The following is a 19,713-nucleotide window of genomic DNA, read 5'->3' on the forward strand; positions in this document are numbered from 1 at the left end:
ATTAAATCAAGTATATTAAGTTTAACTTCTCTTCATATATTTGATTTAGATGCCTCAAGAAAAAAAATTAACAGAGCAACAGGTCATCGCGTTAGAACGAGACCTTGCCAAGTTTGCCACCATGATGGACAGCGCAGTGCGTATTCCTTTTACAAAGCAGGGCATTGGTGCCGATGCTGCACTGAGCACGATTCCGATTGCTGGTGATGTCGCAGGTTTTGTGCTGACGTGTTATGCGATTTATAAAGCTAAACAGATTGGTGTACCACAACATAAGTTAACTCCAGTTATCAAACTGGCAGTTGTAGATGCTGTCGTAGGTTTTGTTCCAGTTGCTGGGACTATTTTTGATATTTTTATACGCCCTAGTAGAAAAGCATTAGATGTGGTTCATACGCACATACGCGAAGAATATGCGATTCAAAGTGATATTCATGTTGTTCATCCATATTTGCATGAAAAACTCGAAAAGAAGCAGCAGCATTCAGCTTTTTGGCGTAATCCTGTGGTGAGTTGGTTATGGTTACATATACCCGATTTATTAGGTACGTTTGTGCTGCTTTTAATTGGCTTCGCTGTTTGGTGGGGTGCAAGTTACCTATGGGGTCTCTATCAAACCATGTAATAAAAATAAAGCCTCCAGTTGGAGGCTTTATTTTTTCACGTTAAACGTTTTATGGGCAATCTAATTGATGTAAAGCTGCCACACGTTGTTCAATTGTTGGGTGGGTTTGGAACAAAGCAGCTAAGCTAAAGCCTTGTTCTTTACCTTCCGCAATCGCGAAAGCTTTCATTTCTTTTGGCATTTGATCTGGCATTTCTGTCTCAGCTTGTAGACGTAATAATGCAGAAATCATTGCTTGTTTACCTGCTAAACGTGCACCTGCTTCATCAGCACGGTATTCACGATAACGAGAGAACCACATTACAATCGCAGAAGCGAGAATACCAAAGACGATATCCAATACCATGGTAATAATGAAGTAACCCATACCTGGGGCTTCATCGTCTTGACGACCAAAAACATTACGGTCGATAAAGTCACCGACTACGCGAGCAAAGAACATAACAAAGGCGTTCACGACACCTTGGATGAGTGCTAGGGTAACCATGTCACCATTCGCAACGTGACCAATCTCGTGCGCAAGCACAGCACGTAGCTCATCTTTGTTCATACGTTCAAGTAGACCAGATGAAACGGCAACTAAGGCATCATTCTTATTCCAGCCTGTTGCAAAGGCATTGGACTGATATGATGGAAAAATACCAACCTCTGGCATGTTAATACCAGAACGTTGAGAAAGTTCAGCGACTGTTTGCAATAACCAGCTTTCAGCTTGGTTACGAGGAGCATTCGGGTCGATCAGTTCTGTACCGGTCGTTTTCTTAGCCATCCATTTTGACATGAATAACGAGATTAACGATCCCACCATACCAAACACAAAACAGATCACTAAAAGGTTGCCTAGATTCAAGCCACCCGCGCCATGGTAACTACCGACACCGAAGAGTGACAAAATAATGCCAGCTACAACCAGTACCGCGAGGTTGGTAAGCAAAAACAAACCAATCCGCATCATTGAGAAAATCCTCTTATAAATAAAATGTTATCTGATTTACAAATTCTAAATCATGCAGCTAATATGCGGGGCTTAGGGGAAAAATTCAAGAAAAAAATAAGGAATTGATACATTCTTTCACGAAGTAGAATGTACCTAAATTTAAAGAATAATTGGCTAAATTCGCCTAAATGGTAAGGATCAGGTAATAGATCATTACAATTTAAAGGACAAAAAATTGACAGAATAAACTGTCAGTAAATATTCTTATTCTATGCGGATATGTGCAATTGCTGTGGCATTATTTGTGACATAAGTACCTGTAGGCGCATCAGTAAATGTTCCATTAGATAAAGTCACAATTTGACGAGAATTGGAATATTTAGGAGCTGGTGCTGCTATTTGAGCTGTTGTGTTTTCCACCGAATTAGAAGATTGAGAAGTGACTTGCGCTGAAGTATTCGTAAAAGATGAAAAACCTGAACCAGATGAATATAAGTTTTGGTATCGGCTCGTTACACGACGCACGTAGTCTTGTGTTTCACGAAAAGGGGGAATACCACCGTATTTATCAACGTTTCCTTCACCAGCATTATAAGCAGCGAGCGCCATTTGAGTATTGCCCCCAAAACGTTTGAGTAACCAGCTTAAATATTTTGCACCTGCAAAAATATTTTGCTGAGCATCAAAGGCATTGGTCACGTTAAATCGACGTGCAGTCGCAGGCATAAGTTGCATAAGACCTTGCGCACCTACTGGAGAGCGGGCATTGACGTTAAATCCTGACTCGGTATGCATGACAGCCTTGATTAAGCCTTCAGATACACCATGCTGTAGAGCAGCTTGTTTAATAATATGGTCAAAAGCATTTTTATTTTTATTGTAGCTTGGCAGAACAGAAGCTTCTGATGCTCCCCAGTTTGTATAACTGTGAATATTACTATCAGGGTAGTAAGTCACTTTTACTTTTTTAAGTGATTGATCATAACTTTTTCGGTTGGTGAGCAATGTACTACCATTTTTATCTTGGTAAATATACATTTGACCTGCTGAACTCGAAGTCATGCCGACCGTAAACGTGGTCATCCCCAGCAAACAAGAAATAAGAAATTGAACCGAATTTTTCATTTTATGTTATTCACAATTTTAACGTATTTAAAACTTGCAAAAGAGTTTATCAAAAAATATTACTTAAAGAAGATTTGTGTAATTTTTTTTATTTCGACTCTTTCAAAAAATCAAGCTGTTTTGTTCGAATGCTCATCAAAAAAAATTAAAAATTATTTTTAAAATGATTCTATTGACTTGAATAACATGTTGATATTAAAGGGTAAAAAACATTGGTTAAAAAATGATCAATTTAAATAAAACCCTTAACAGAAGGTCAAAACAGTTTGTCAAGTACGAAGAAATCCACAATTTTATCCACAGGTTTTGTGGAAAACTGTGGAAAAGTCCAAAAAGTAAGCATTTTGCACATTTTTTGAACGCTTCAGTCAAAAGTAGAGCATCACTTTTGCATCATGCATGAGCAATGTTACGGCTTCAAGAATTGAAACTATTCTTTTGATGCGATTCTCTTCCGAATCATATAAAATTGCGCGGTATTTTTATTTATGGGTATATCTCGTCTATGTACGCGCCAGTTGAGTCCAATCAGGGATTTAATTTTAAGCCTGAACTTCCAACAAGCTCGGCCTATTACCGTTTGCTCAAGAAGCTTCGCCGTCAAGTTGGGCATGCTATTCGTGACTTCAATATGATTGAAGAGGGCGATAAGGTCATGGTGTGTGTGTCTGGTGGTAAAGACAGTTATACCTTGCTCGATATCATGTTGCAGTTTAAGCGTATTGCACCAATCAATTTTGATGTTGTTGCGGTTAACCTTGACCAAAAGCAGCCGGGCTTTCCTGAAGATGTGTTACCTCGTTATATGGAAGAGAATAACATTCCATATTACATTTTAGAAAAAGACACCTATACCATTACTAAACGTTTAACACCGGAAGGTAAAACCTACTGTGCAGTATGTTCACGTTTACGCCGTGGTTCTTTATATGGCTTTGCACAAGAAATTGGTGCGACTAAAGTTGCTTTAGGACATCACCGCGATGATATTCTTGCAACGTTCTTCTTAAACCTGTTTCATGGCGGAAGTTTAAAGGCGATGCCTCCAAAGCTTTTATCATCGGACAAGAAGAATATTTTGATTCGTCCATTGGCATATGTTGAAGAAAAAGACATCATCAAATATGCAGAATTGCGTCAGTTCCCGATCATTCCATGTAACCTTTGTGGTTCGCAGGAAAATTTACAGCGTGCCATGCTCAATGAAATGCTACGTGATTGGGATAAACAATATCCGAAACGCTTACACAGTATTTTCGGTGCGTTACAAAACGTATCACCGTCTCAGTTAGCAGACCGTGAATTGTTCGATTTCGAAGCTTTAGATTCTCAGCGCGAGTTAGATTTTAAAGATCCGGAAGAGCTTAAAAACCGTTTAGATGTCGTGAACTTAAGCTTTGCTGCTGAATAAACGCTAGACATAGACAATGTTAAAGGCACTTTATAAACAAGTGCCTTTAATGTATCAAAATACTAAAAAATGAATGTTCCGTACAAAAAGTCATAGCCCTAAATTTAAATTACATGCTATAACAACGCTCAAGCAGAATTGCTTCACATGATGTTGTCTGGATAGACAACTAGAGAAATTGAACAAATAAATTTGAGGAAGAATCATGCCTGCATTTTTAACTGAAGATTGGTTTGCTACTGTCGAAAAATTAACTGCTGAAGCAGGGGATCTTAATTTGCCACCTGCTCTTGCGAATTTGGCAATTAATTTAGTAGTTACAGATGCTTCTGGAAATACCGAATTAGCTTTAGATGGGGGTAAAATCCAAAAAGGTTTGTCTTCAAATGCCAAAACAACTTTAAATATGGATGCTGAAACTTTACGTAAAGTATTCTTAGAGTTTGATATGGCTGCTGCTATGCAGGCATTCATGACTGGTAAAATTAAAGTTCAAGGCGATATGTCTCAATTAATGGCTTTACAAACAGCTAAGCCAAGCCAAGAACAAAAAGATTTGTTTAAGAAAGTATTAGAGCATACTGCTTAAATCTAAAAGAATTCATATAAAAAGCTTACCCTAAGAGGTAAGCTTTTTATTCACACAAACAAAGAATTTATCAACTTTTAAATAATAAAATTAGATATTTATTCGTGTTTGCGCTGTTTTGATATGTTCAAGATAAGCACGAATACGAGTGACATATTGAACCGCTTGCTTATATCGACCATTACGCGTTTTATTACTTTGCAAATAATCGTAGAGATTAACCCATTGGTTCGGGTCTTTCCCTTGTGCTTGCAAGCGCTTCTGAATCTGGTTTACCGCACCTGGTCCCATATTATAGGCCACCAGCGCATACCAGTTCCGATCAGGGAAAGGAATATCATCATATTCACTTAACATCTGGTCGTAATACTTCGCGCCACCTTGAATGCTTTGAGCTGGATCACTACGATTGCTCACACCCATTGCTCGAGCGGTGCTATTGGTCAGCATCATTAAGCCACGAACACCTGTGGGAGAAACAGATTCTGGCTTTAAATATGATTCTTGATAACCAATTGCGGCAAGTAAATGCCAGTCGAGATCGTATTTAGCTGCACTTTGTTTAAAGCTCGCTTTATAAATCGGTAAACGCGTCGTTAAGTCACGTTGAATGGTTGACCAAGCTTCTGGTTTCACCACATTACGATTATAGAAAGAAGCGAGTTGCTGAGTCACACCATTTTGCTTACTTTGGCATACAAAGCCACTAGCGGTCTGGGTGAGGGGGTCATCAGCTTGTTTAAACACCCAGCTTAACTCAGGATTTAAACCGTTTTTTTGCAAATCGGCTGTGTCACCACAACTTGCAGAAAAAGACATTAAACCTTTGTTCTCGATGGTACTTAAACCAGCGCTAGTCATCGCAAAGTTTGCTTTACCTTGCTGAACCCATCTAAGGGCAGTGGCATTGTCTGCCACGATTTTAAAGTCCAGCTTTACATTAAGGCTTTGTGCATAGTTACGGGCTAAGTCGTAACCAAAACCATGTAAAAACTGATCTTCTTTGAAAACGGTTGTAGGGCTTTCTACCGCAACAACAGTTAAAGTGTTTGTATTTACTACAGTATTGTACTGTAGGGTTTTTCCTGCATTAATACTATGAAATGGAAAAAGCATAGTACTGAGTGCAAGTGCTTTTAACGGGAGAGAAGAAAATAAAGAGTTAAGGCAAAGCCTCGACCCTGAACTTGAATTACTGTGCATGTTGTCTCCGCTACAGGTAATTTATGCCCCAAAAGTTAGACAAAAAGCTGCCATAACTTCTAAAAGTTGATAAATTCAATAAGGGGTGGGCAGTCATGACGTCATTCAAAATGACATGAAATGAAAAAAACAAACTGTGTAGAAAATCTACATAGTTTTCTAGAAGGTTAAAAATTGCTCAACATTTAATCTGCGCGCATCATAATATTGAAAAAAAGTATTGTCAAATTTCGTACAATTAAATATTCGATATATCATCATAAACACATGAATTTCTTAAGGAAGAAAATTTATACACTTCTGATATGAGAAAATAGGGTATAAAATGCTACATCTTGTAAGCGATATGTTGTTGAACAGTGGTTTTTAATCATGAAATCTAACTTAATCACTCGATCTGGGCATGACAAATTAGTTGCTGAATTAAAACAACTTTGGCATGAAGAACGACCGGAAATCACAAAGAAAGTGAATTGGGCTGCAAGCTTAGGTGACCGCAGTGAAAATGCCGATTATCAATATAATAAGCAGCTACTTAGAAAAATTGATCGACGAGTACGTTATTTAGGAAAACGTTTAGAAGAATTAAAAATCATTGATTACGCACCTGAGCAAGACGGTAAGGTTTACTTCGGCGCTTGGGTAGAGATTGAAAACGAAGAAGGCGAGCAAAAAACTTTACGTATTGTAGGGATCGATGAAATTTATGACCATCACCCGCAGCATATCTCAATTGAATCGCCGATGGCTCGCGCACTGCTCGGCAAAGAAGTCGATGATGAGATTGAAGTACACACGCCATCTGGAAAAAAGCTTTGGTATATCAATACAATTCGCTATGAAAAGAATGAAAACCCAGAAAACTAAATTAATTTGTATTTATTTTGAGCATTTGAATTAAAAGTTAAATAAAAGGTTTGCCAACTTGAGTTTTTGTTTATATTATAGCGCTCGTTGGAAGCGTGGCAGAGCGGTTTAATGCACCGGTCTTGAAAACCGACGAGGGTGTGAGTCCTCCGTGAGTTCGAATCTCACCGCTTCCGCCAAATTCTTAAAAAGCCCTTGTTAATGACAAGGGCTTTTTTTTATACCTATTATTTTATTGCTCTGCTTATATCAATTTTGAATAACGCTATTTAATTTTTATAAAAATATGTGCTTATATTTTTCCTTATTGTCATTTTAGTTTGATTTATAAGTAATAAAAATCGTTTGTTCTTCTCATTTAATAGTTCACTCTTCATTTTTAAAATAAAAACTTTAATCTTCATTTAAGTTCAACTCTTTAATTTATTACATAGCAATTGATTTCTTTAATAGGTCAGAAAAACTCAAACATGACTTTATTTTAGCTAAATCAAAAAATTAAAGTGAGTTATAAAAAATGAACCAATTCGTAACAAGTTCGAAGAATATTATTCGTGGTAAATTTCACCCCGAATTTTTGCAAGATGAAGTACTCGCCGATATTTTTATTCAAACTGCTCAAAATCTCTCAGATAAAACAGCTTTAATTGAAGCAAATAAAACGCTGAGTTATGGAGAGTTATATCAGCAAGCTTTAGTAATGGCGCAACAACTGACTTTAAATGGGGTGAAAGCAGGGAATATTGTTGGGTTATGGCTGCCGAGAGGTATTGAACTTTTAAAAGCGCAACTGGCCATTTGTTTGAGCGGCGCAGCGTGGCTTCCTTTTGATATGGATACACCTGCCGACCGTATTGCGGTTTGTCTCGAAGATGCTGAAGCTGTAGGTATGATTACTACAGATGAATGGTATGAACATTTAGCGGAAGTGCCGCAAACCAAATGGACAAACACTGAGCTGCAACAGCCGGTTATTAAAGAAGTTAGCTTACCGAAAACCACACCAGATCAACCTGCTTATATTATTTATACTTCAGGCTCAACTGGAAAGCCGAAGGGTATTGTGATTACCCAGAAAAATATTTGTCACTTCTTGCGTAGTGAAAATAGTATTTTGGGTATTCAAGAACAGGATAAAGTTTATCAAGGCTTTTCAGTCGCTTTTGATATGTCGTTTGAAGAAATCTGGCTCTCTTATTTGGTTGGGGCAACTTTGTGGATTGCTCCTAAAACTTTAGTGAGTGACCCTGAGCGTTTATGTCAAACGTTAAAGCAGGAACAAATTACTGTTTTACATGCAGTTCCAACATTACTGGCTTTATTTCCTGAAGATGTACCTAACCTAAGAATTATTAACTTAGGTGGGGAGATGTGCCCAGACTCACTCGTGGACCGTTGGGCATTACCTCACCATCAAATGTTTAACACTTATGGCCCAACTGAGACTACGGTTACTGCAAGCCTTGAGTCGTTAGAACGTGGCAAACTTGTCACGATTGGTAAACCTTTACCAAACTATGGCATGTTGGTCATTAACGCTGAAAGAGAGTTACTGCCTCAAGGTGAAACAGGTGAGCTATGTATTTTCGGCCCGAGTGTAGCACCAGGCTATTTAGGTAGACCTGATTTAACTGCTGATAAGTTTATTGAAAACCCGTGGGCAATGAGTTCGGATGAAGAATTGCTTTACCGTACGGGTGATTTGGCAAAAATTGATGAATTTGGTCAAGTCCACTGCTTAGGGCGTGCTGATGATCAGGTGAAAATCCGTGGTTTCCGTGTTGAACTCGGTGAAATTGAAGCGGCACTTTGTGATATCGACGGCATTGGTACCGCGGCTGTAATTCTACGTCAAGAAGACGGAATTGATCAGCTGATTGCTTTTATTGCAGCTGAGCTTGATGCCAAACAACCGATAGAAATTAAACAACTTCGACATACTCTAGCCCAACGTTTACCACCTTATATGGTGCCGAATCGTTTTGAGATTATTGAAGAAGTACCGCGTTTATTATCTGGAAAAATTGACCGTAAAGCGTTAAAAGTAAGACCACTTACGAGTGTGATTGACCGCAGTGAATCAGATCAGCCGCAAAATCCAGCCGAAGAAATTTTATTTGAAATTTTGAACCGCTTGTTTCCGAACATGCCGATTAAATTAGATTCGGATTTCTTTGATGATTTAGGTGGACATTCGCTTTTAGCAGCCGTTTTAATTTCAAACTTGCGCGAACATCAAGAATATAGCCATCTTACAATTCAAAGCTTATATCAAGCGAGAAGAGTGGGAGCAATTGCTGCTTTAATGTTGGAACAACCAGAACCAACATTATTTGATAGCCAGATTGGGCAAGACAACCCACGTAATCAGACTTATAAATGGTTATGTGGTATTGCACAGCTTGTGACCATTCCAGTTTTAATTTCGATTAATATTTTGCAGTGGTTGGCACCATTCTTTACTTACCATTATTTTACTGGTGGAACTCGAGACAGCATTCCATATGCAATCGCGTTGTCTCTACTGGTTTATATCAGCGTAATTGTTAGTAGTTTTGTGCTTTCAATTACAGTAAAACGACTATTAATGTTGGGTATTGGCGCAGGACGTTATCCACTTTGGGGAATGACGTATTTCCGTTGGTGGTTAGCAGACCGTATTAGCAATATTTCACCAGTTTATTTATTGTCAGGTTCAACTCTACTTAACCTCTATTTAAAAGCACTGGGCGCAAAGATTGGACATGATGTCACCATTAGTTCAGTTCATATTCGCATGCCATCTTTATTAACAGTTGAAGATGGCGTGAGCATTGGCTCTCAAGTGAATTTAGAAAATGCCAAAGTCGAACATGGTCATTTGGTGTTGGGTTCAATTCATCTTAAAGAAGAGAGTTATGTGGGTTCATATGCTGTATTAGAAGAAAATACAGTGTTAGAAAAACAAGTTCATGTAAATGCCTTAACTTCAATTGAATATGACACCATTGTGCCAGCTGGAGAAATTTGGGATGGTACGCCAGCTAAAAAAATAGGGCATGTCGATGAACACGCTAAAATGCCAGAACGTCCTAAATTATCGTTTATTCGTAAAATTGCTGAATATGGATATTATGGTGTTAGTGCGTTAATCATTGCTTGTCTGTTCTTTATTCCAATTTTCCCAAGTTTCCTTTTGGTCGATTGGTTAGATGTAAACGTATTTAATATCAATCCGAATAACCACCTGCAAATCGCGCTTTATTATTTTGCTTTAGCGATTCCAGCGAGTGCAATGATGATGATGATTACTGCTGTTATTTCTTCAGCAATACGCAAAATTGCATTGCCTCGTCTTGAGACTGGAACGTACGCTGTTCATGGCAGCACGTATTATCGTAAATGGTTTGCATCTCAAATTTTAGAAACAAGCTTACAAACATTGCACGGCCTGTTTGCTACGATTTATGCGCCTACATGGTTCCGTATGTTAGGGGCAAAAGTAGGTAAAAATACCGAAATTTCTACAGCAAATGGTGTTATTCCTGAAATGCTGACTTTGGGTGAAGAAAGCTTTATTGCCGATGCTGTAATGTTGGGTGATGAAGAGATCAAAGGCGGTTGGATGACATTAAAATCGACCAAAATCGGTAACCGTAGCTTTGTCGGAAACAGTGCTTATATTGCTGATGGAACTGTTTTACCAGATAACGTTTTAATTGGCGTACAATCAAAAACACCAGATAACCTTGAAATGTATGATGGTCAAACTTGGTTTGGTTCGCCGCCATTATTATTGCCTGCACGTGAAGCTGCCGAAAAATATCCTGATCACTTAACGTTTAAACCAAGCTTCAAGCGCCGTTTCATGCGTGGTTTTATTGAAGGCCTTCGCGTTGTATTGCCAGCTGCACTCGCAATTGGTGTGGGTTATATGATTGTGCTTGAGATTATTGATGTTATTAATAAATATAACATTATGACTGGCTTGTTGGCTTTAACGCTTGCTGGTTTACTCTATGGAGTAGGCTGTTTCATTATTGTTGCATTGATGAAATGGACTTTAATTGGTCGTTATCAACCGCGTTCAGCGCCAATGTGGACCATGTTTGTGTGGTTAAGTGAAGGGATCACGAGTTTATATGAATCAGTTGCCATTCCAAACTTCTTAAATTACTTAAGAGGAACGCCAATGCTGCCATTCTTCTTGCGTATTTTGGGTGTTCAAATTGGTAAAGATGTTTACATGGATACGGCGGATATCACTGAGTTTGACTGTGTAAGCATTGGTGACCGTGCTGAGTTTAATAGCTTCTCAGGCCCACAAACCCACTTGTTTGAAGATCGTATTATGAAAATTGGACAAGTAAATATTGGAAATGATGTGGTTGTAAATTCACGTAGTATTATTTTATATAACGCCAATGTTAGCCATCATGCAGTGTTAGGGCCATTAACATTAGTTATGAAAGGTGAAAATATTCCTGCTAAATCTGCATGGATTGGCTCACCAGCTGTGCCTTGGGTTCATAAATAATTGAAACTGAGTTTAACTCCCTAATTTAAAAAGCCTTTGTGAAAACAGGGGCTTTTTTTTATGCATAGGACATAGATTACAGTCATAGTTAGCTTAAATATTGCTAACAAATCCTGAAAATTTCATATAAATCAAATAAGTACACATTTTAATCAAAACTGTTTTATTTATATAATATGTTTTTTATTATCAGTACCTTACCAAGAACACCTCTATATATCAAAATCGAACAAGTTATTTGTAGAATATTCACTTATTGATATATGATGATCCAATATTTAGAAACTGATTCAAAACATAATTCTGTTGTTCAGCGAGCAAGATCAAGGAAGAAATAAGGCTGAATTCAGGCTTCTAAACCCTTATATATCTGGAATTACTTCCAGCCAAATATTGCATTTCGACCCAATGGTTGGGAATGCCGCGCTCTTTTGTAGAGTAGGCGTTTCCTATTTTAGGATGTATCTATGAAAAAATTATTTAGTGTCCTGTTCAGTGCATCTGTACTCACACTGACTGCATGTAATAAACAACCTGCACAAACTGAAAATTCAGCACCAGCTAAAGACAAAACTGAGTCAGTACGCACAATTAAACTTGTTTCAACAGGTTCAGACACTGACGTATGGAAATATGTTGCAACGCTTCCTGAAACTAAAGAAGCGGGCATTAAACTCGAAGTGACTAACTTGACTGACTACGTTGTGTTGAACACATCTGTAGCAAGTGGCGAACAAGATGTAAACGCGTTCCAGTCATTTAACTATTTAGCAGCTTACAACGCTTCTAATACAGCTAAAGTTGCTGCTGTTGCAACAACTTACTTGGAACCAATGGGTCTTTATGCAGATAAAGTTAAAACTGTTGATGAGTTCCCACAAGGCGCTACAATCGCGATTCCAAACGATACTGCTAACGAAGCACGTGCATTAACATTATTACAGTCTGCTAAACTTATTAAACTTAAACCAGACTTTGACCCTGTAAAAGGGACAACGAATGACATCGCTGAAAACCCTAAAGGTTTAAAATTAAAACCAATTCAAATGACAACAGCAGTTCGTGTTAAAAACGACGTTGATGCAATTGTATTGGGTAATACATTAGCACTTGAAGGCGGCTTAAACGTTCTGAAAGATTCTATCTTCCGTGAACCTATTGACCAGTCTACAAAGCTTTATGTGAACTTATTAGGTGTGGCTGAAGCGAATAAAAATGACCCGATCTATACGAAGTTAGGTGAACTTTACCACTTACCTAAAGTACAAAAGTTTGTGAGCGAAAAATTTGCAGGTACAAAAGTTGAAGTTAACAAACCTGTTTCTGAGTTTACTGACATCAAATAAGTAATTTTAATTTAAAATTATTTTAAAGCTAAGCCTCGGTAATCGGGGCTTAGCTTTTTTATTTATTAGTTTAAGAATATTATTCTCTAGAAAAATAAACTGCTAACATAAGCATAAGAGTAATTAAGACTCCCACACCTACGCTGATAGTTACTAGTTCTAAATTAAATATCTCTTTCCATAAGCCATGTGCTCCCCAATCACCATCTATTCCTCGATTATTAGATTTACGGCCATAGATAGCTGCTACACCAAAACCTAAAGTGGAAAACAAGAAACAAGCTAAAGAAAGTTTTAGGGGGTTAAACTTTAAAAATAAAGGCATTAATATTGTTGCAATAATAGTCAGAACAAACGCGGTGATTATAGGCTCCCAGTTATCCATAACTTCTCATTAAATTTTATTGTTTATAGCATGTAAGAGAGAACTCTCTCCTGCATATCGTTATATTTTATCTTGTACCAGTGGCGGAATATATAACAGATGGTTGGATAAAAAACTCTATGGCATAGAAATAGGAGTATATTTTCCTATTGGAAAGTTCCATTTTTTTAGATATGTGGTATAGCTGCACCATTCCTCAAAGCTAGATAATTTTACTTCTAGCCCCATTCCATCTTTCTCACAGCGATAGACAGCCCAAGCCATATTTCTAGATTTATCAAATTTGAGTTCAACAAGCTTTGCTTCACTAAAACAATTTTTTAAAGGAATCTGTAAAAGTCCATATCCTGATTGATCTAGATGAAACATATTAAGTTTTTTAGCTTCTAATAATGCTTCTTTTAATTCAGGGTATCGAATTACTGAGTAAGCGGTAGGGAAGCAATTTCTTCCTGGTCCACCGTTCGGTGAGTTTTTCATTCTTTCCCCCCCAATTGGTAACAAATTCTTTTGGAGATATCTCAGATTCTTTTTTATTAATGAAATAAATAGCTGTAAGTGCTATAAGTAGGCTACTCAACACAAATAAGACTATTTTCACCTACTTTGACCTTATCTTTATAATTTAAAATTTTCCTGAAATACAAATACAGTTTATATGAAATATGGCTTAGCTTTTGTTTATTTAGAGCTTTCGAAGTTCTAATAGTCCTTATAAAACAGGGCCTCTCATGTATTCATTATCATATAATGAATAGAGTTTATAACTTTATATTTTTAATAAAATATTATGAAAAATTTAGATGGCTTACTTAACCGAATTCAAGCAGAGACATTGAGTTTAGTTACTCACAGAGATGGAGCTACTGTATACAAAGCACAAACTACTCAAGGAGAGGTTTTTGTAAAGGCGTATACACGAAAAGTAGATAATGACAGATATTGTGAAATATTGAATGAGCTTAATACATTTTCCCTAGGCCCAAAATTATTAAATAAATTTGAATGGGAAAATTATTCTATTGTTGTAATGAGTGCTTTAGAAGGGCAGTCAGTAAACAATATTTTAAAAAATTGCTCGAGAACAGAAAAATTATTATTGCTAAAATCCGCGGGATCATCTCTAGGAAGTTTTCATCGAGCAATTAATTCTTCTCGCTTACTTAAGATGAATTTCTGGAAGGGACGAGATAATTCTTATGAAGCCCCAACTTTATGGAGCGAACATCTAAAATTAATGACATCAAAGTGGATGTCCCGTATTGATCCATCTAAAGCTGACTATCAAGAATTTAGTTATGAGTTGAATGTATTGCTTTCATATTGCAAAGATTTACGAGAACCCGCCCAGTTGAGTATTTTGCATTGTGATTATATTGGTCGGAATCTTCTGGCAACTAGCAGTAATAAAATCTCTGGTATTTTAGATTTTGAGGCTGCTCGTATAGGAGATGCGGTTTATGATTTAGCGAAGATGGTTTGGGTAGATATAGATTTCTCTGATTTAGAATTAAGAAATTCATTTCTACGAGGTTGGGAAATGACTTATGGAGAAGAAGTTCCTCAAAGGGAGTTCTTATGCTATGTCGGTATTCAATGTCTTGCAGCAATAGCGTGGACAGATAAAAATAAGTCTATGGAAGGTAATACTATATTTAGATCTTCAGCCGTTAAAACATTAAAAAAAGTATTAGAAGAGTTGCAGGTATAGTTTTAGTAAATTTTTAGTTTCATTAATAAATATTGCTAATGTATGGTAAGTAATCTTATTTTGATTTTAGAAAAACACCTATCTAATAAATTACTATAGAACTTAACCTATTGTCTCTTTATCTGAAAAATTTTTAAACCTTAAATTTTTACCATACAATCAAAAATCACAATAAAATTAAGGTGAAATAATGAAAAAAAATATATTGATTCTTAGCTTATTAATTGTCAGTGTACAGAGCTGGGCTGAATGTAAAATTGGTGATCTAGAGATTGATCCAAGTGCTTCACAAACACCAGAAGGGACACCAAATCCAAGCAACTATATAACAATAATTGGGCAGAAAGTGTTAACTAAGGCTTTGGCTAATATAAACATAGGAACACTGATAAAAACTAAATCTGATACCAATATTGCTCAGTCTAATGTGATTGCTTTTGAATATATTTTCAAGAAACCAATAAATCTAAACTCAAATGAACTGGCTTCAGGGTTTATCACAGGAACAAGTAATTATGACGGTATTGTTTTTGCAGCTCCAAGTTTTGGAAGTGCATATGGTTCACAGCAAAATATATTTATGAGTTCTATTTCTGGAAACATAACCCCAACTCAAACACAAAATGAAGTTTTAGCAAATGAAACAGTGAGAGTTGGGATTTATTACAATCAAATCAGCAAGAAAATTGGCTATATTGTAAATGGCGTAGATAGAGGATACACATGGAGTTATACAACTCCGTTAAGCAAAATGAAGTTTGCTATTGCAATTGAAGAGGGATTCTATGCTTCCAACTCTAGTGCCCTTGGTAAAGAAATATCATATGAAATAGTATCTGATCATTCGAAACTACAATTTACCTATCCAGTAGGCACCACAGATATTTGTGGCACACCTCTTTAAAAATAAATTACATATTAAATATACTGCCTTACTACTTCGGTTAGGCAGTTTTTATTAACTACTTATATTTAAATAGAGGACAGTGCTAATAAGGGATTTACTTTTTCAAAAATGTTTTGTCCAGGCATTGAGCTAGAGAAATACCCTTCAAATACTAATAGCACTCTTTCTCTCATCTCATAAAGTTCAGAGCCTTTCAAATTCTTTATTTTAAAATAGTCATTTTGATCTAAATGAGAGCTAATACAAAGTATAATCACGCTAAAAATCCTAAAAATTTCCCAATCTAATTTTTCTGGTGAGTTTTTTTCAAGTTTATAAACTCCCCATTCTAAAAGCCAATATTCTTCGATATCCCATGACTGTTCTTCGTTTAATTTTCCTAAGAATGATAAGTCATCATATAAGTTATTATGTGAAAAATTACGTAGGATAATTTCTTTTGCATCCATAAATTTTGTTCTTTAAAAATTTCCTAAAATACACAATACAGCTTATATGAAATTTACCAACTTAATAAGTAAAAAACTCAGTATTTCTAATCGGCTGATTAACCAAGTTGTATCTGAACTGCTCATAAATTCTTTTAAAAGTGGCTAAGGCTGCTGTAGCTCCATCGTCAAAAGCTGTAAAAACAGGTTTATAAATTATTTAGTGTTGAATTAAATATGTTATACGAGGAAAAGCTCTTAATATATCCTTCTAAAGTTCTAATAATTTGAGTAAGTTTATGTGGGATACTGTTATTTATATTTCTATTTTTGATCATTGGCTTTCAGAGGTAGATGCTGATCAATCAAATATTATTTGCTACGACATCTCATTGAAAAATGATAGTCTGGATGAATATTTAAGTGGGGAAAAAAATTCTTAAACTTTTACTATCAACTTTTTGATGAGTATTCTTTTAAAGATAATAAAAAAATAGATTTTGATGAATATAAAGCCATCATTATAGAAAGTCTAAGAGAGCAGCGGTTGATGGATGTTTATGTTCAAAATGGAAAAATAAGGTTACAAGGGGGATTTGATAGAACTGATCAGCTCTTTTTAGCTAATGCATCTTTGATTCCAGATATTATGAAAAAACTAGAAATAAGCAAATTACACGTTTTAGAGACAATAAGTTATGAAGATTATTTAAAATTAACGTAATACAGATTATAGAAAATCTTTCTAGCTCAAATAAAACAGCCTCCTAAGATTGTTTTACCCCTCTTTATAAACCCCCATTTAACAATAACTCACTCATTATTTATCCTTACTTTTTAATGATCTATTTTAAAACAAATGTCATTTTGTGTGCTTGACTGCAAAAGGGCGGAGCACTATTCTTTGCCTGCTGGCCTACATTGCCAGACGGTTTTAGCAGACCGTACTCAAGTACATTGAAAAAACTCGTTTTTTTTAATGTAGACCCGTTCGTCTCCCTTTTGTTGCGGTAGGACGGAAGGGGGACACCTTCGGGTGTGCTGGGTCTTGAGCCAGTCTGCTAACCCCCTTTCGTTCTGCCACCATAATTCCTATTCATGTCTGGCAGAACTCCCAATAAAAAGGAGTTGGCTTTGCACATTCTTAATTTCTTGGCAGCCTTTGCCAAAATCTATATCGACACCACTTAAACTTTTAAAGCAGTTTGATGGCCATTGGGCTTTTCAGGCTTTAATTCGTCACGACCAAAAACTTAATTAACAATAAAACTTGAGATGTGCCAAGCACAGTCTTTACGGCTTTGCTATGCCTTTTTTTCTCCCAAAAAAGTATCTCATTTATCTACAACAATAATTTTATAACGGTAAAACTATGCGACATTTAGTGATCTCTCCACGTGCCATACAAGTCGTAAATAAATCGATTGATCTGTTTCACCACCACGGATTTCATACGGTTGGAATCGACAGAATCGTGAAAAAATCTCAAATTCCCAAAGCCACTTTTTATCATTATTTTCACTCTAAAGAGCGGTTTATTGAAATCTGTTTGAACGTTCAAAAAGAACGCTTAAAAGAAAAAGTAGTTTCAATTGCTGACTACGACCAAGGTGCAGGTGTGATGGATAAACTCAAAACAATTTATCTTTTACATACCGATTTAGAAGGGCCGTACTATTTATTATTTAAAGCCATTTTTGAAACGAAACTGACCTATCCAAAAGCCTATCAAATTGCAGTGAGATATAGAACGTGGCTACTTAATGAAATTTATAGCCAACTTATAAAACTAAAAACCGATGTTTCCTTTCAGGATGCCAAATTATTTTTATATATGATTGAAGGCGCAATTATTCAGCTTTTAAGTTCAGATAAAACAGGGGAGCGAGAGATGATATTAGAATGTTTTTTGAAGCAGTTTAAAGTCGGCAGGACTATGTAATATCTACATATTTTGAAAGGAAATCAAATTTGTAAAAGCCCTCAGATGAGGGCCTATATATTAATTTTTCTAGCTGAGAGACTCTTTCAAAAAACCTTGTTGGCCAAATAGCTTTTCACGGAATTCAGCTTCTAATTGTTCGGTTTGCATGTGTAAAGGATTAAAATTTTCATCTCTGACATCAAGCATATCCACAAATGCTTTCGATAAAATTCCTAACCGATTAACTCCTCCAAATCCTAAATAAACGCCATCCTTTAACTGCTTTAAGCTAAATCTAATATCTTTTCTTTTTAAAATTTTTATCCAATATTCAAACATAATAGGCATGATAAGTTTTGTGACTCTAGCTAAAGCGAGTTTTCTATTTTTGCTCGAGTTGCCACCGATGGCATTTAGCACATCAAATGCAACCGACTTATGTTCAAGCTCTTCGAGTGCATGCCACTCCCAAAGATTTCTGCTTTCCTGTGTAGTTTTTCGTTTAATTAACTGATCTGTAAGCAATAGCCGAGCGAGGGTAGCTGTGTAATGTTCCATGACTACGGTCGCTGCGACTTGTTCGACCGTTGAAAGTTTACGTAATTTATCTAAACGTGCTTTAGTCTTGGCCTCAATCTCGATTACTTCAGGATAGTTAGAATGTATGAGGTGATTGTTCAGTGTTTTATGTTCACGACTATGAAAGGCTTCTTGAGCAATAAAGGCTCTGATATCTTCTAAAAGTTTTTCATCCTTAATTTGATTTCGAACGTTTCTGATACTTTCAATAAAGAACATTTCACCCGGAGGAAACATGGCGGAAAGTACAACGAATAAAGACGTAACGACAGGATTTTCTTCGTAATAAAAAGAGTAATTTTTATTCGCATCGTAAGAAAGTTCAACATTACGACGAACAATTTTTTGATTTGTAGCGAGAGCTGTATTCATTTTTTTAACTCATCTTTAAAAATAATTGATCAAATTTTGATTTCTATTAGAATTTATCAATGAATTTATACGGAAAAAAGACGGATTTTTTGAAGGATAAAAAACAATGGTAACTATAAGAAAACCAAAACAAAATAGAGCTAAAAATACATTTGATTCTATAGTGAGTGCAGGATTTATATCTGTTATGAAAAATGGCTTGGACCATACAACTGTACTTAAAGTATGTGAGATAGCAGGTGTAGGATCGGGGAGTTTTTATGAATATTTCAAAAATAAAGAAGCACTTTTTATTGAGATGCAGCAGCACTTTATTATGGAAATATCGAAAGTTATTTACGACGTAATTCCTGAAATTTTAGATTTAGAGATCCCTGAAGCAATCAGAACAATTTTTTTAAAAATCGGTGAATTTTTGGCAAAAGATAATAATAAATATTTTTATTGGCTCAGTGTTTCTTCTAAATATAGTACCGAAGCAAGCCATGTAAAAGCTGTAAAAGCGATCAATGTCTTAGCCATTGAATATGCTATGAAGCATCCTGAAGTATTAAAAATCAAAAATTTGAAAATGATGGTTTATATTTTGATTCATTCAAGTATTGCCTTAACCATGAACTTTTTTGCTTCACAAAATATGGGTTTTACTTTTGAAGAGTTAGTTGACTGTTTAATTAACCTTACGATGTCATACATCGAGAATGATCGGAATAAGGTGGTTTAGCTTAGGGGTTATGAGGTTCTCATATTAGAAAGTTCATCGGTCATATTTGTATTCACAAAGAATC

19 protein-coding genes and 1 tRNA gene are annotated in these 19,713 nt (G+C 36.0%); 13 read left to right on the forward strand and 7 right to left on the reverse strand.

The features are described 5' to 3' along the window. Positions 1-49: 49 nt before the first annotated feature. A complete protein-coding gene (locus tag ACS604_RS11420) occupies positions 50-625 on the forward strand; it encodes a DUF4112 domain-containing protein (protein WP_174731599.1) in 576 nt (191 codons plus the stop codon). 49 nt (positions 626-674) lie between these two features. Here ACS604_RS11420 and htpX read toward each other — a convergent pair whose 3' ends face one another. Together htpX and ACS604_RS11430 are read right to left on the reverse strand one after the other, a co-directional pair. Then, positions 675-1,580 carry a protease HtpX gene (gene htpX, locus ACS604_RS11425; protein ID WP_004790506.1) on the reverse strand — a complete coding sequence of 302 codons (906 nt, stop codon included), beginning with the start codon at positions 1,578-1,580 and terminating at the stop codon, positions 675-677. A 246-nt stretch (positions 1,581-1,826) separates the two neighbouring features. Beyond that, positions 1,827-2,687, reverse strand: a complete 861-nt coding sequence (locus tag ACS604_RS11430) for a lytic transglycosylase domain-containing protein (RefSeq protein ID WP_474771829.1) — start codon at positions 2,685-2,687, stop codon at positions 1,827-1,829. 505 nt (positions 2,688-3,192) lie between these two features. On the opposite strand from ACS604_RS11430, the gene ttcA reads away from it, so the two are divergent. Beyond that, on the forward strand, positions 3,193-4,098 hold the full coding sequence (gene ttcA / locus ACS604_RS11435) for a tRNA 2-thiocytidine(32) synthetase TtcA (protein ID WP_005307874.1): 906 nt from the start codon (positions 3,193-3,195) through the stop codon (positions 4,096-4,098). Between the two features lie 205 nt (positions 4,099-4,303). Beyond that, positions 4,304-4,687 (forward strand): SCP2 sterol-binding domain-containing protein, encoded by a 384-nt coding sequence (locus ACS604_RS11440; RefSeq protein WP_002118641.1) that lies wholly within the window; start codon positions 4,304-4,306, stop codon positions 4,685-4,687. 90 nt (positions 4,688-4,777) lie between these two features. Here the strand turns inward: ACS604_RS11440 and ACS604_RS11445 are convergent, their stop codons facing one another. Continuing rightward, on the reverse strand, positions 4,778-5,890 hold the full coding sequence (locus ACS604_RS11445; RefSeq protein WP_004790511.1) for an MltF family protein: 1,113 nt from the start codon (positions 5,888-5,890) through the stop codon (positions 4,778-4,780). 372 nt (positions 5,891-6,262) lie between these two features. Between ACS604_RS11445 and greB the strand changes: the two genes are divergently transcribed. From greB to ACS604_RS11465, 4 genes are all read left to right on the forward strand, one after another. After that, positions 6,263-6,757, forward strand: a complete 495-nt coding sequence (greB, locus tag ACS604_RS11450; RefSeq protein WP_004790517.1) for a transcription elongation factor GreB — start codon at positions 6,263-6,265, stop codon at positions 6,755-6,757. A gap of 89 nt (positions 6,758-6,846) precedes the next feature. Next, positions 6,847-6,936 (forward strand) — tRNA-Ser (locus ACS604_RS11455). A gap of 338 nt (positions 6,937-7,274) precedes the next feature. Then, positions 7,275-11,273 carry a delta-poly-L-ornithine synthetase PosA gene (gene posA / locus ACS604_RS11460; protein WP_174741718.1) on the forward strand — a complete coding sequence of 1,333 codons (3,999 nt, stop codon included), beginning with the start codon at positions 7,275-7,277 and terminating at the stop codon, positions 11,271-11,273. Positions 11,274-11,740: 467 nt separating this feature from the next. After that, the gene (locus tag ACS604_RS11465; protein ID WP_174732799.1) at positions 11,741-12,619 is read left to right on the forward strand and encodes a MetQ/NlpA family ABC transporter substrate-binding protein; all 879 of its coding nucleotides are present in this window, start codon (positions 11,741-11,743) and stop codon (positions 12,617-12,619) included. Positions 12,620-12,698: 79 nt separating this feature from the next. On the opposite strand, the gene ACS604_RS11470 is transcribed toward ACS604_RS11465, so the two are convergent. Both ACS604_RS11470 and ACS604_RS11475 read right to left on the reverse strand, forming a co-directional pair. Further along, positions 12,699-13,004 carry a hypothetical protein gene (locus tag ACS604_RS11470; RefSeq protein ID WP_474771830.1) on the reverse strand — a complete coding sequence of 102 codons (306 nt, stop codon included), beginning with the start codon at positions 13,002-13,004 and terminating at the stop codon, positions 12,699-12,701. A gap of 117 nt (positions 13,005-13,121) precedes the next feature. Then, positions 13,122-13,484, reverse strand: coding sequence for a hypothetical protein (locus tag ACS604_RS11475; RefSeq protein WP_174742567.1), 363 nt, complete (start codon positions 13,482-13,484; stop codon positions 13,122-13,124). A 310-nt stretch (positions 13,485-13,794) separates the two neighbouring features. On the opposite strand from ACS604_RS11475, the gene ACS604_RS11480 reads away from it, so the two are divergent. Together ACS604_RS11480 and ACS604_RS11485 are read left to right on the forward strand one after the other, a co-directional pair. Beyond that, complete coding sequence (locus ACS604_RS11480) at positions 13,795-14,715, forward strand: aminoglycoside phosphotransferase family protein (RefSeq protein ID WP_174742247.1); 921 nt, start codon at positions 13,795-13,797, stop codon at positions 14,713-14,715. Between the two features lie 190 nt (positions 14,716-14,905). After that, positions 14,906-15,619 carry a DUF4882 family protein gene (locus tag ACS604_RS11485; RefSeq protein ID WP_174742249.1) on the forward strand — a complete coding sequence of 238 codons (714 nt, stop codon included), beginning with the start codon at positions 14,906-14,908 and terminating at the stop codon, positions 15,617-15,619. Between the two features lie 68 nt (positions 15,620-15,687). On the opposite strand, the gene ACS604_RS11490 is transcribed toward ACS604_RS11485, so the two are convergent. Then, positions 15,688-16,071 (reverse strand): hypothetical protein, encoded by a 384-nt coding sequence (locus ACS604_RS11490; RefSeq protein WP_474771831.1) that lies wholly within the window; start codon positions 16,069-16,071, stop codon positions 15,688-15,690. 278 nt (positions 16,072-16,349) lie between these two features. Here ACS604_RS11490 and ACS604_RS11495 point away from each other — a divergent pair, with 278 nt between their 5' ends. The 3 genes from ACS604_RS11495 to ACS604_RS11505 all read left to right on the forward strand — a co-directional run bounded on the left by ACS604_RS11495 (position 16,350) and on the right by ACS604_RS11505 (position 17,992). Then, a complete protein-coding gene (locus ACS604_RS11495) occupies positions 16,350-16,493 on the forward strand; it encodes a hypothetical protein (protein WP_474771832.1) in 144 nt (47 codons plus the stop codon). Positions 16,494-16,600: 107 nt separating this feature from the next. Then, a complete protein-coding gene (locus ACS604_RS11500) occupies positions 16,601-16,774 on the forward strand; it encodes a hypothetical protein (RefSeq protein ID WP_474771833.1) in 174 nt (57 codons plus the stop codon). Positions 16,775-17,422: 648 nt separating this feature from the next. Beyond that, positions 17,423-17,992, forward strand: a complete 570-nt coding sequence (locus ACS604_RS11505; protein WP_312821152.1) for a TetR family transcriptional regulator — start codon at positions 17,423-17,425, stop codon at positions 17,990-17,992. 69 nt (positions 17,993-18,061) lie between these two features. Here the strand turns inward: ACS604_RS11505 and ACS604_RS11510 are convergent, their stop codons facing one another. After that, complete coding sequence (locus ACS604_RS11510; RefSeq protein ID WP_474771834.1) at positions 18,062-18,925, reverse strand: metal-dependent hydrolase; 864 nt, start codon at positions 18,923-18,925, stop codon at positions 18,062-18,064. Positions 18,926-19,031: 106 nt separating this feature from the next. On the opposite strand from ACS604_RS11510, the gene ACS604_RS11515 reads away from it, so the two are divergent. Beyond that, the gene (locus ACS604_RS11515) at positions 19,032-19,649 is read left to right on the forward strand and encodes a TetR/AcrR family transcriptional regulator (protein WP_004790546.1); all 618 of its coding nucleotides are present in this window, start codon (positions 19,032-19,034) and stop codon (positions 19,647-19,649) included. Positions 19,650-19,713 lie beyond the last annotated feature (64 nt).

The organism is Acinetobacter sp. Li1LvA2, assembly GCF_056156705.1.

What these genes read in the sequence shown, in the direction of transcription:
- ACS604_RS11420 (WP_174731599.1), top strand. Translation starts at nt 50, where the DNA reads ATGCCTCAAGAAAAAAAATTAACAGAGCAACAGGTCATCGCGTTAGAA.
- htpX (WP_004790506.1), bottom strand. Translation starts at nt 1,580, where the DNA reads ATGATGCGGATTGGTTTGTTTTTGCTTACCAACCTCGCGGTACTGGTT.
- ACS604_RS11430 (WP_474771829.1), bottom strand. Translation starts at nt 2,687, where the DNA reads ATGAAAAATTCGGTTCAATTTCTTATTTCTTGTTTGCTGGGGATGACC.
- ttcA (WP_005307874.1), top strand. Translation starts at nt 3,193, where the DNA reads ATGTACGCGCCAGTTGAGTCCAATCAGGGATTTAATTTTAAGCCTGAA.
- ACS604_RS11440 (WP_002118641.1), top strand. Translation starts at nt 4,304, where the DNA reads ATGCCTGCATTTTTAACTGAAGATTGGTTTGCTACTGTCGAAAAATTA.
- ACS604_RS11445 (WP_004790511.1), bottom strand. Translation starts at nt 5,890, where the DNA reads ATGCACAGTAATTCAAGTTCAGGGTCGAGGCTTTGCCTTAACTCTTTA.
- greB (WP_004790517.1), top strand. Translation starts at nt 6,263, where the DNA reads ATGAAATCTAACTTAATCACTCGATCTGGGCATGACAAATTAGTTGCT.
- posA (WP_174741718.1), top strand. Translation starts at nt 7,275, where the DNA reads ATGAACCAATTCGTAACAAGTTCGAAGAATATTATTCGTGGTAAATTT.
- ACS604_RS11465 (WP_174732799.1), top strand. Translation starts at nt 11,741, where the DNA reads ATGAAAAAATTATTTAGTGTCCTGTTCAGTGCATCTGTACTCACACTG.
- ACS604_RS11470 (WP_474771830.1), bottom strand. Translation starts at nt 13,004, where the DNA reads ATGGATAACTGGGAGCCTATAATCACCGCGTTTGTTCTGACTATTATT.
- ACS604_RS11475 (WP_174742567.1), bottom strand. Translation starts at nt 13,484, where the DNA reads ATGAAAAACTCACCGAACGGTGGACCAGGAAGAAATTGCTTCCCTACC.
- ACS604_RS11480 (WP_174742247.1), top strand. Translation starts at nt 13,795, where the DNA reads ATGAAAAATTTAGATGGCTTACTTAACCGAATTCAAGCAGAGACATTG.
- ACS604_RS11485 (WP_174742249.1), top strand. Translation starts at nt 14,906, where the DNA reads ATGAAAAAAAATATATTGATTCTTAGCTTATTAATTGTCAGTGTACAG.
- ACS604_RS11490 (WP_474771831.1), bottom strand. Translation starts at nt 16,071, where the DNA reads ATGGATGCAAAAGAAATTATCCTACGTAATTTTTCACATAATAACTTA.
- ACS604_RS11495 (WP_474771832.1), top strand. Translation starts at nt 16,350, where the DNA reads ATGTGGGATACTGTTATTTATATTTCTATTTTTGATCATTGGCTTTCA.
- ACS604_RS11500 (WP_474771833.1), top strand. Translation starts at nt 16,601, where the DNA reads ATGGATGTTTATGTTCAAAATGGAAAAATAAGGTTACAAGGGGGATTT.
- ACS604_RS11505 (WP_312821152.1), top strand. Translation starts at nt 17,423, where the DNA reads ATGCGACATTTAGTGATCTCTCCACGTGCCATACAAGTCGTAAATAAA.
- ACS604_RS11510 (WP_474771834.1), bottom strand. Translation starts at nt 18,925, where the DNA reads ATGAATACAGCTCTCGCTACAAATCAAAAAATTGTTCGTCGTAATGTT.
- ACS604_RS11515 (WP_004790546.1), top strand. Translation starts at nt 19,032, where the DNA reads ATGGTAACTATAAGAAAACCAAAACAAAATAGAGCTAAAAATACATTT.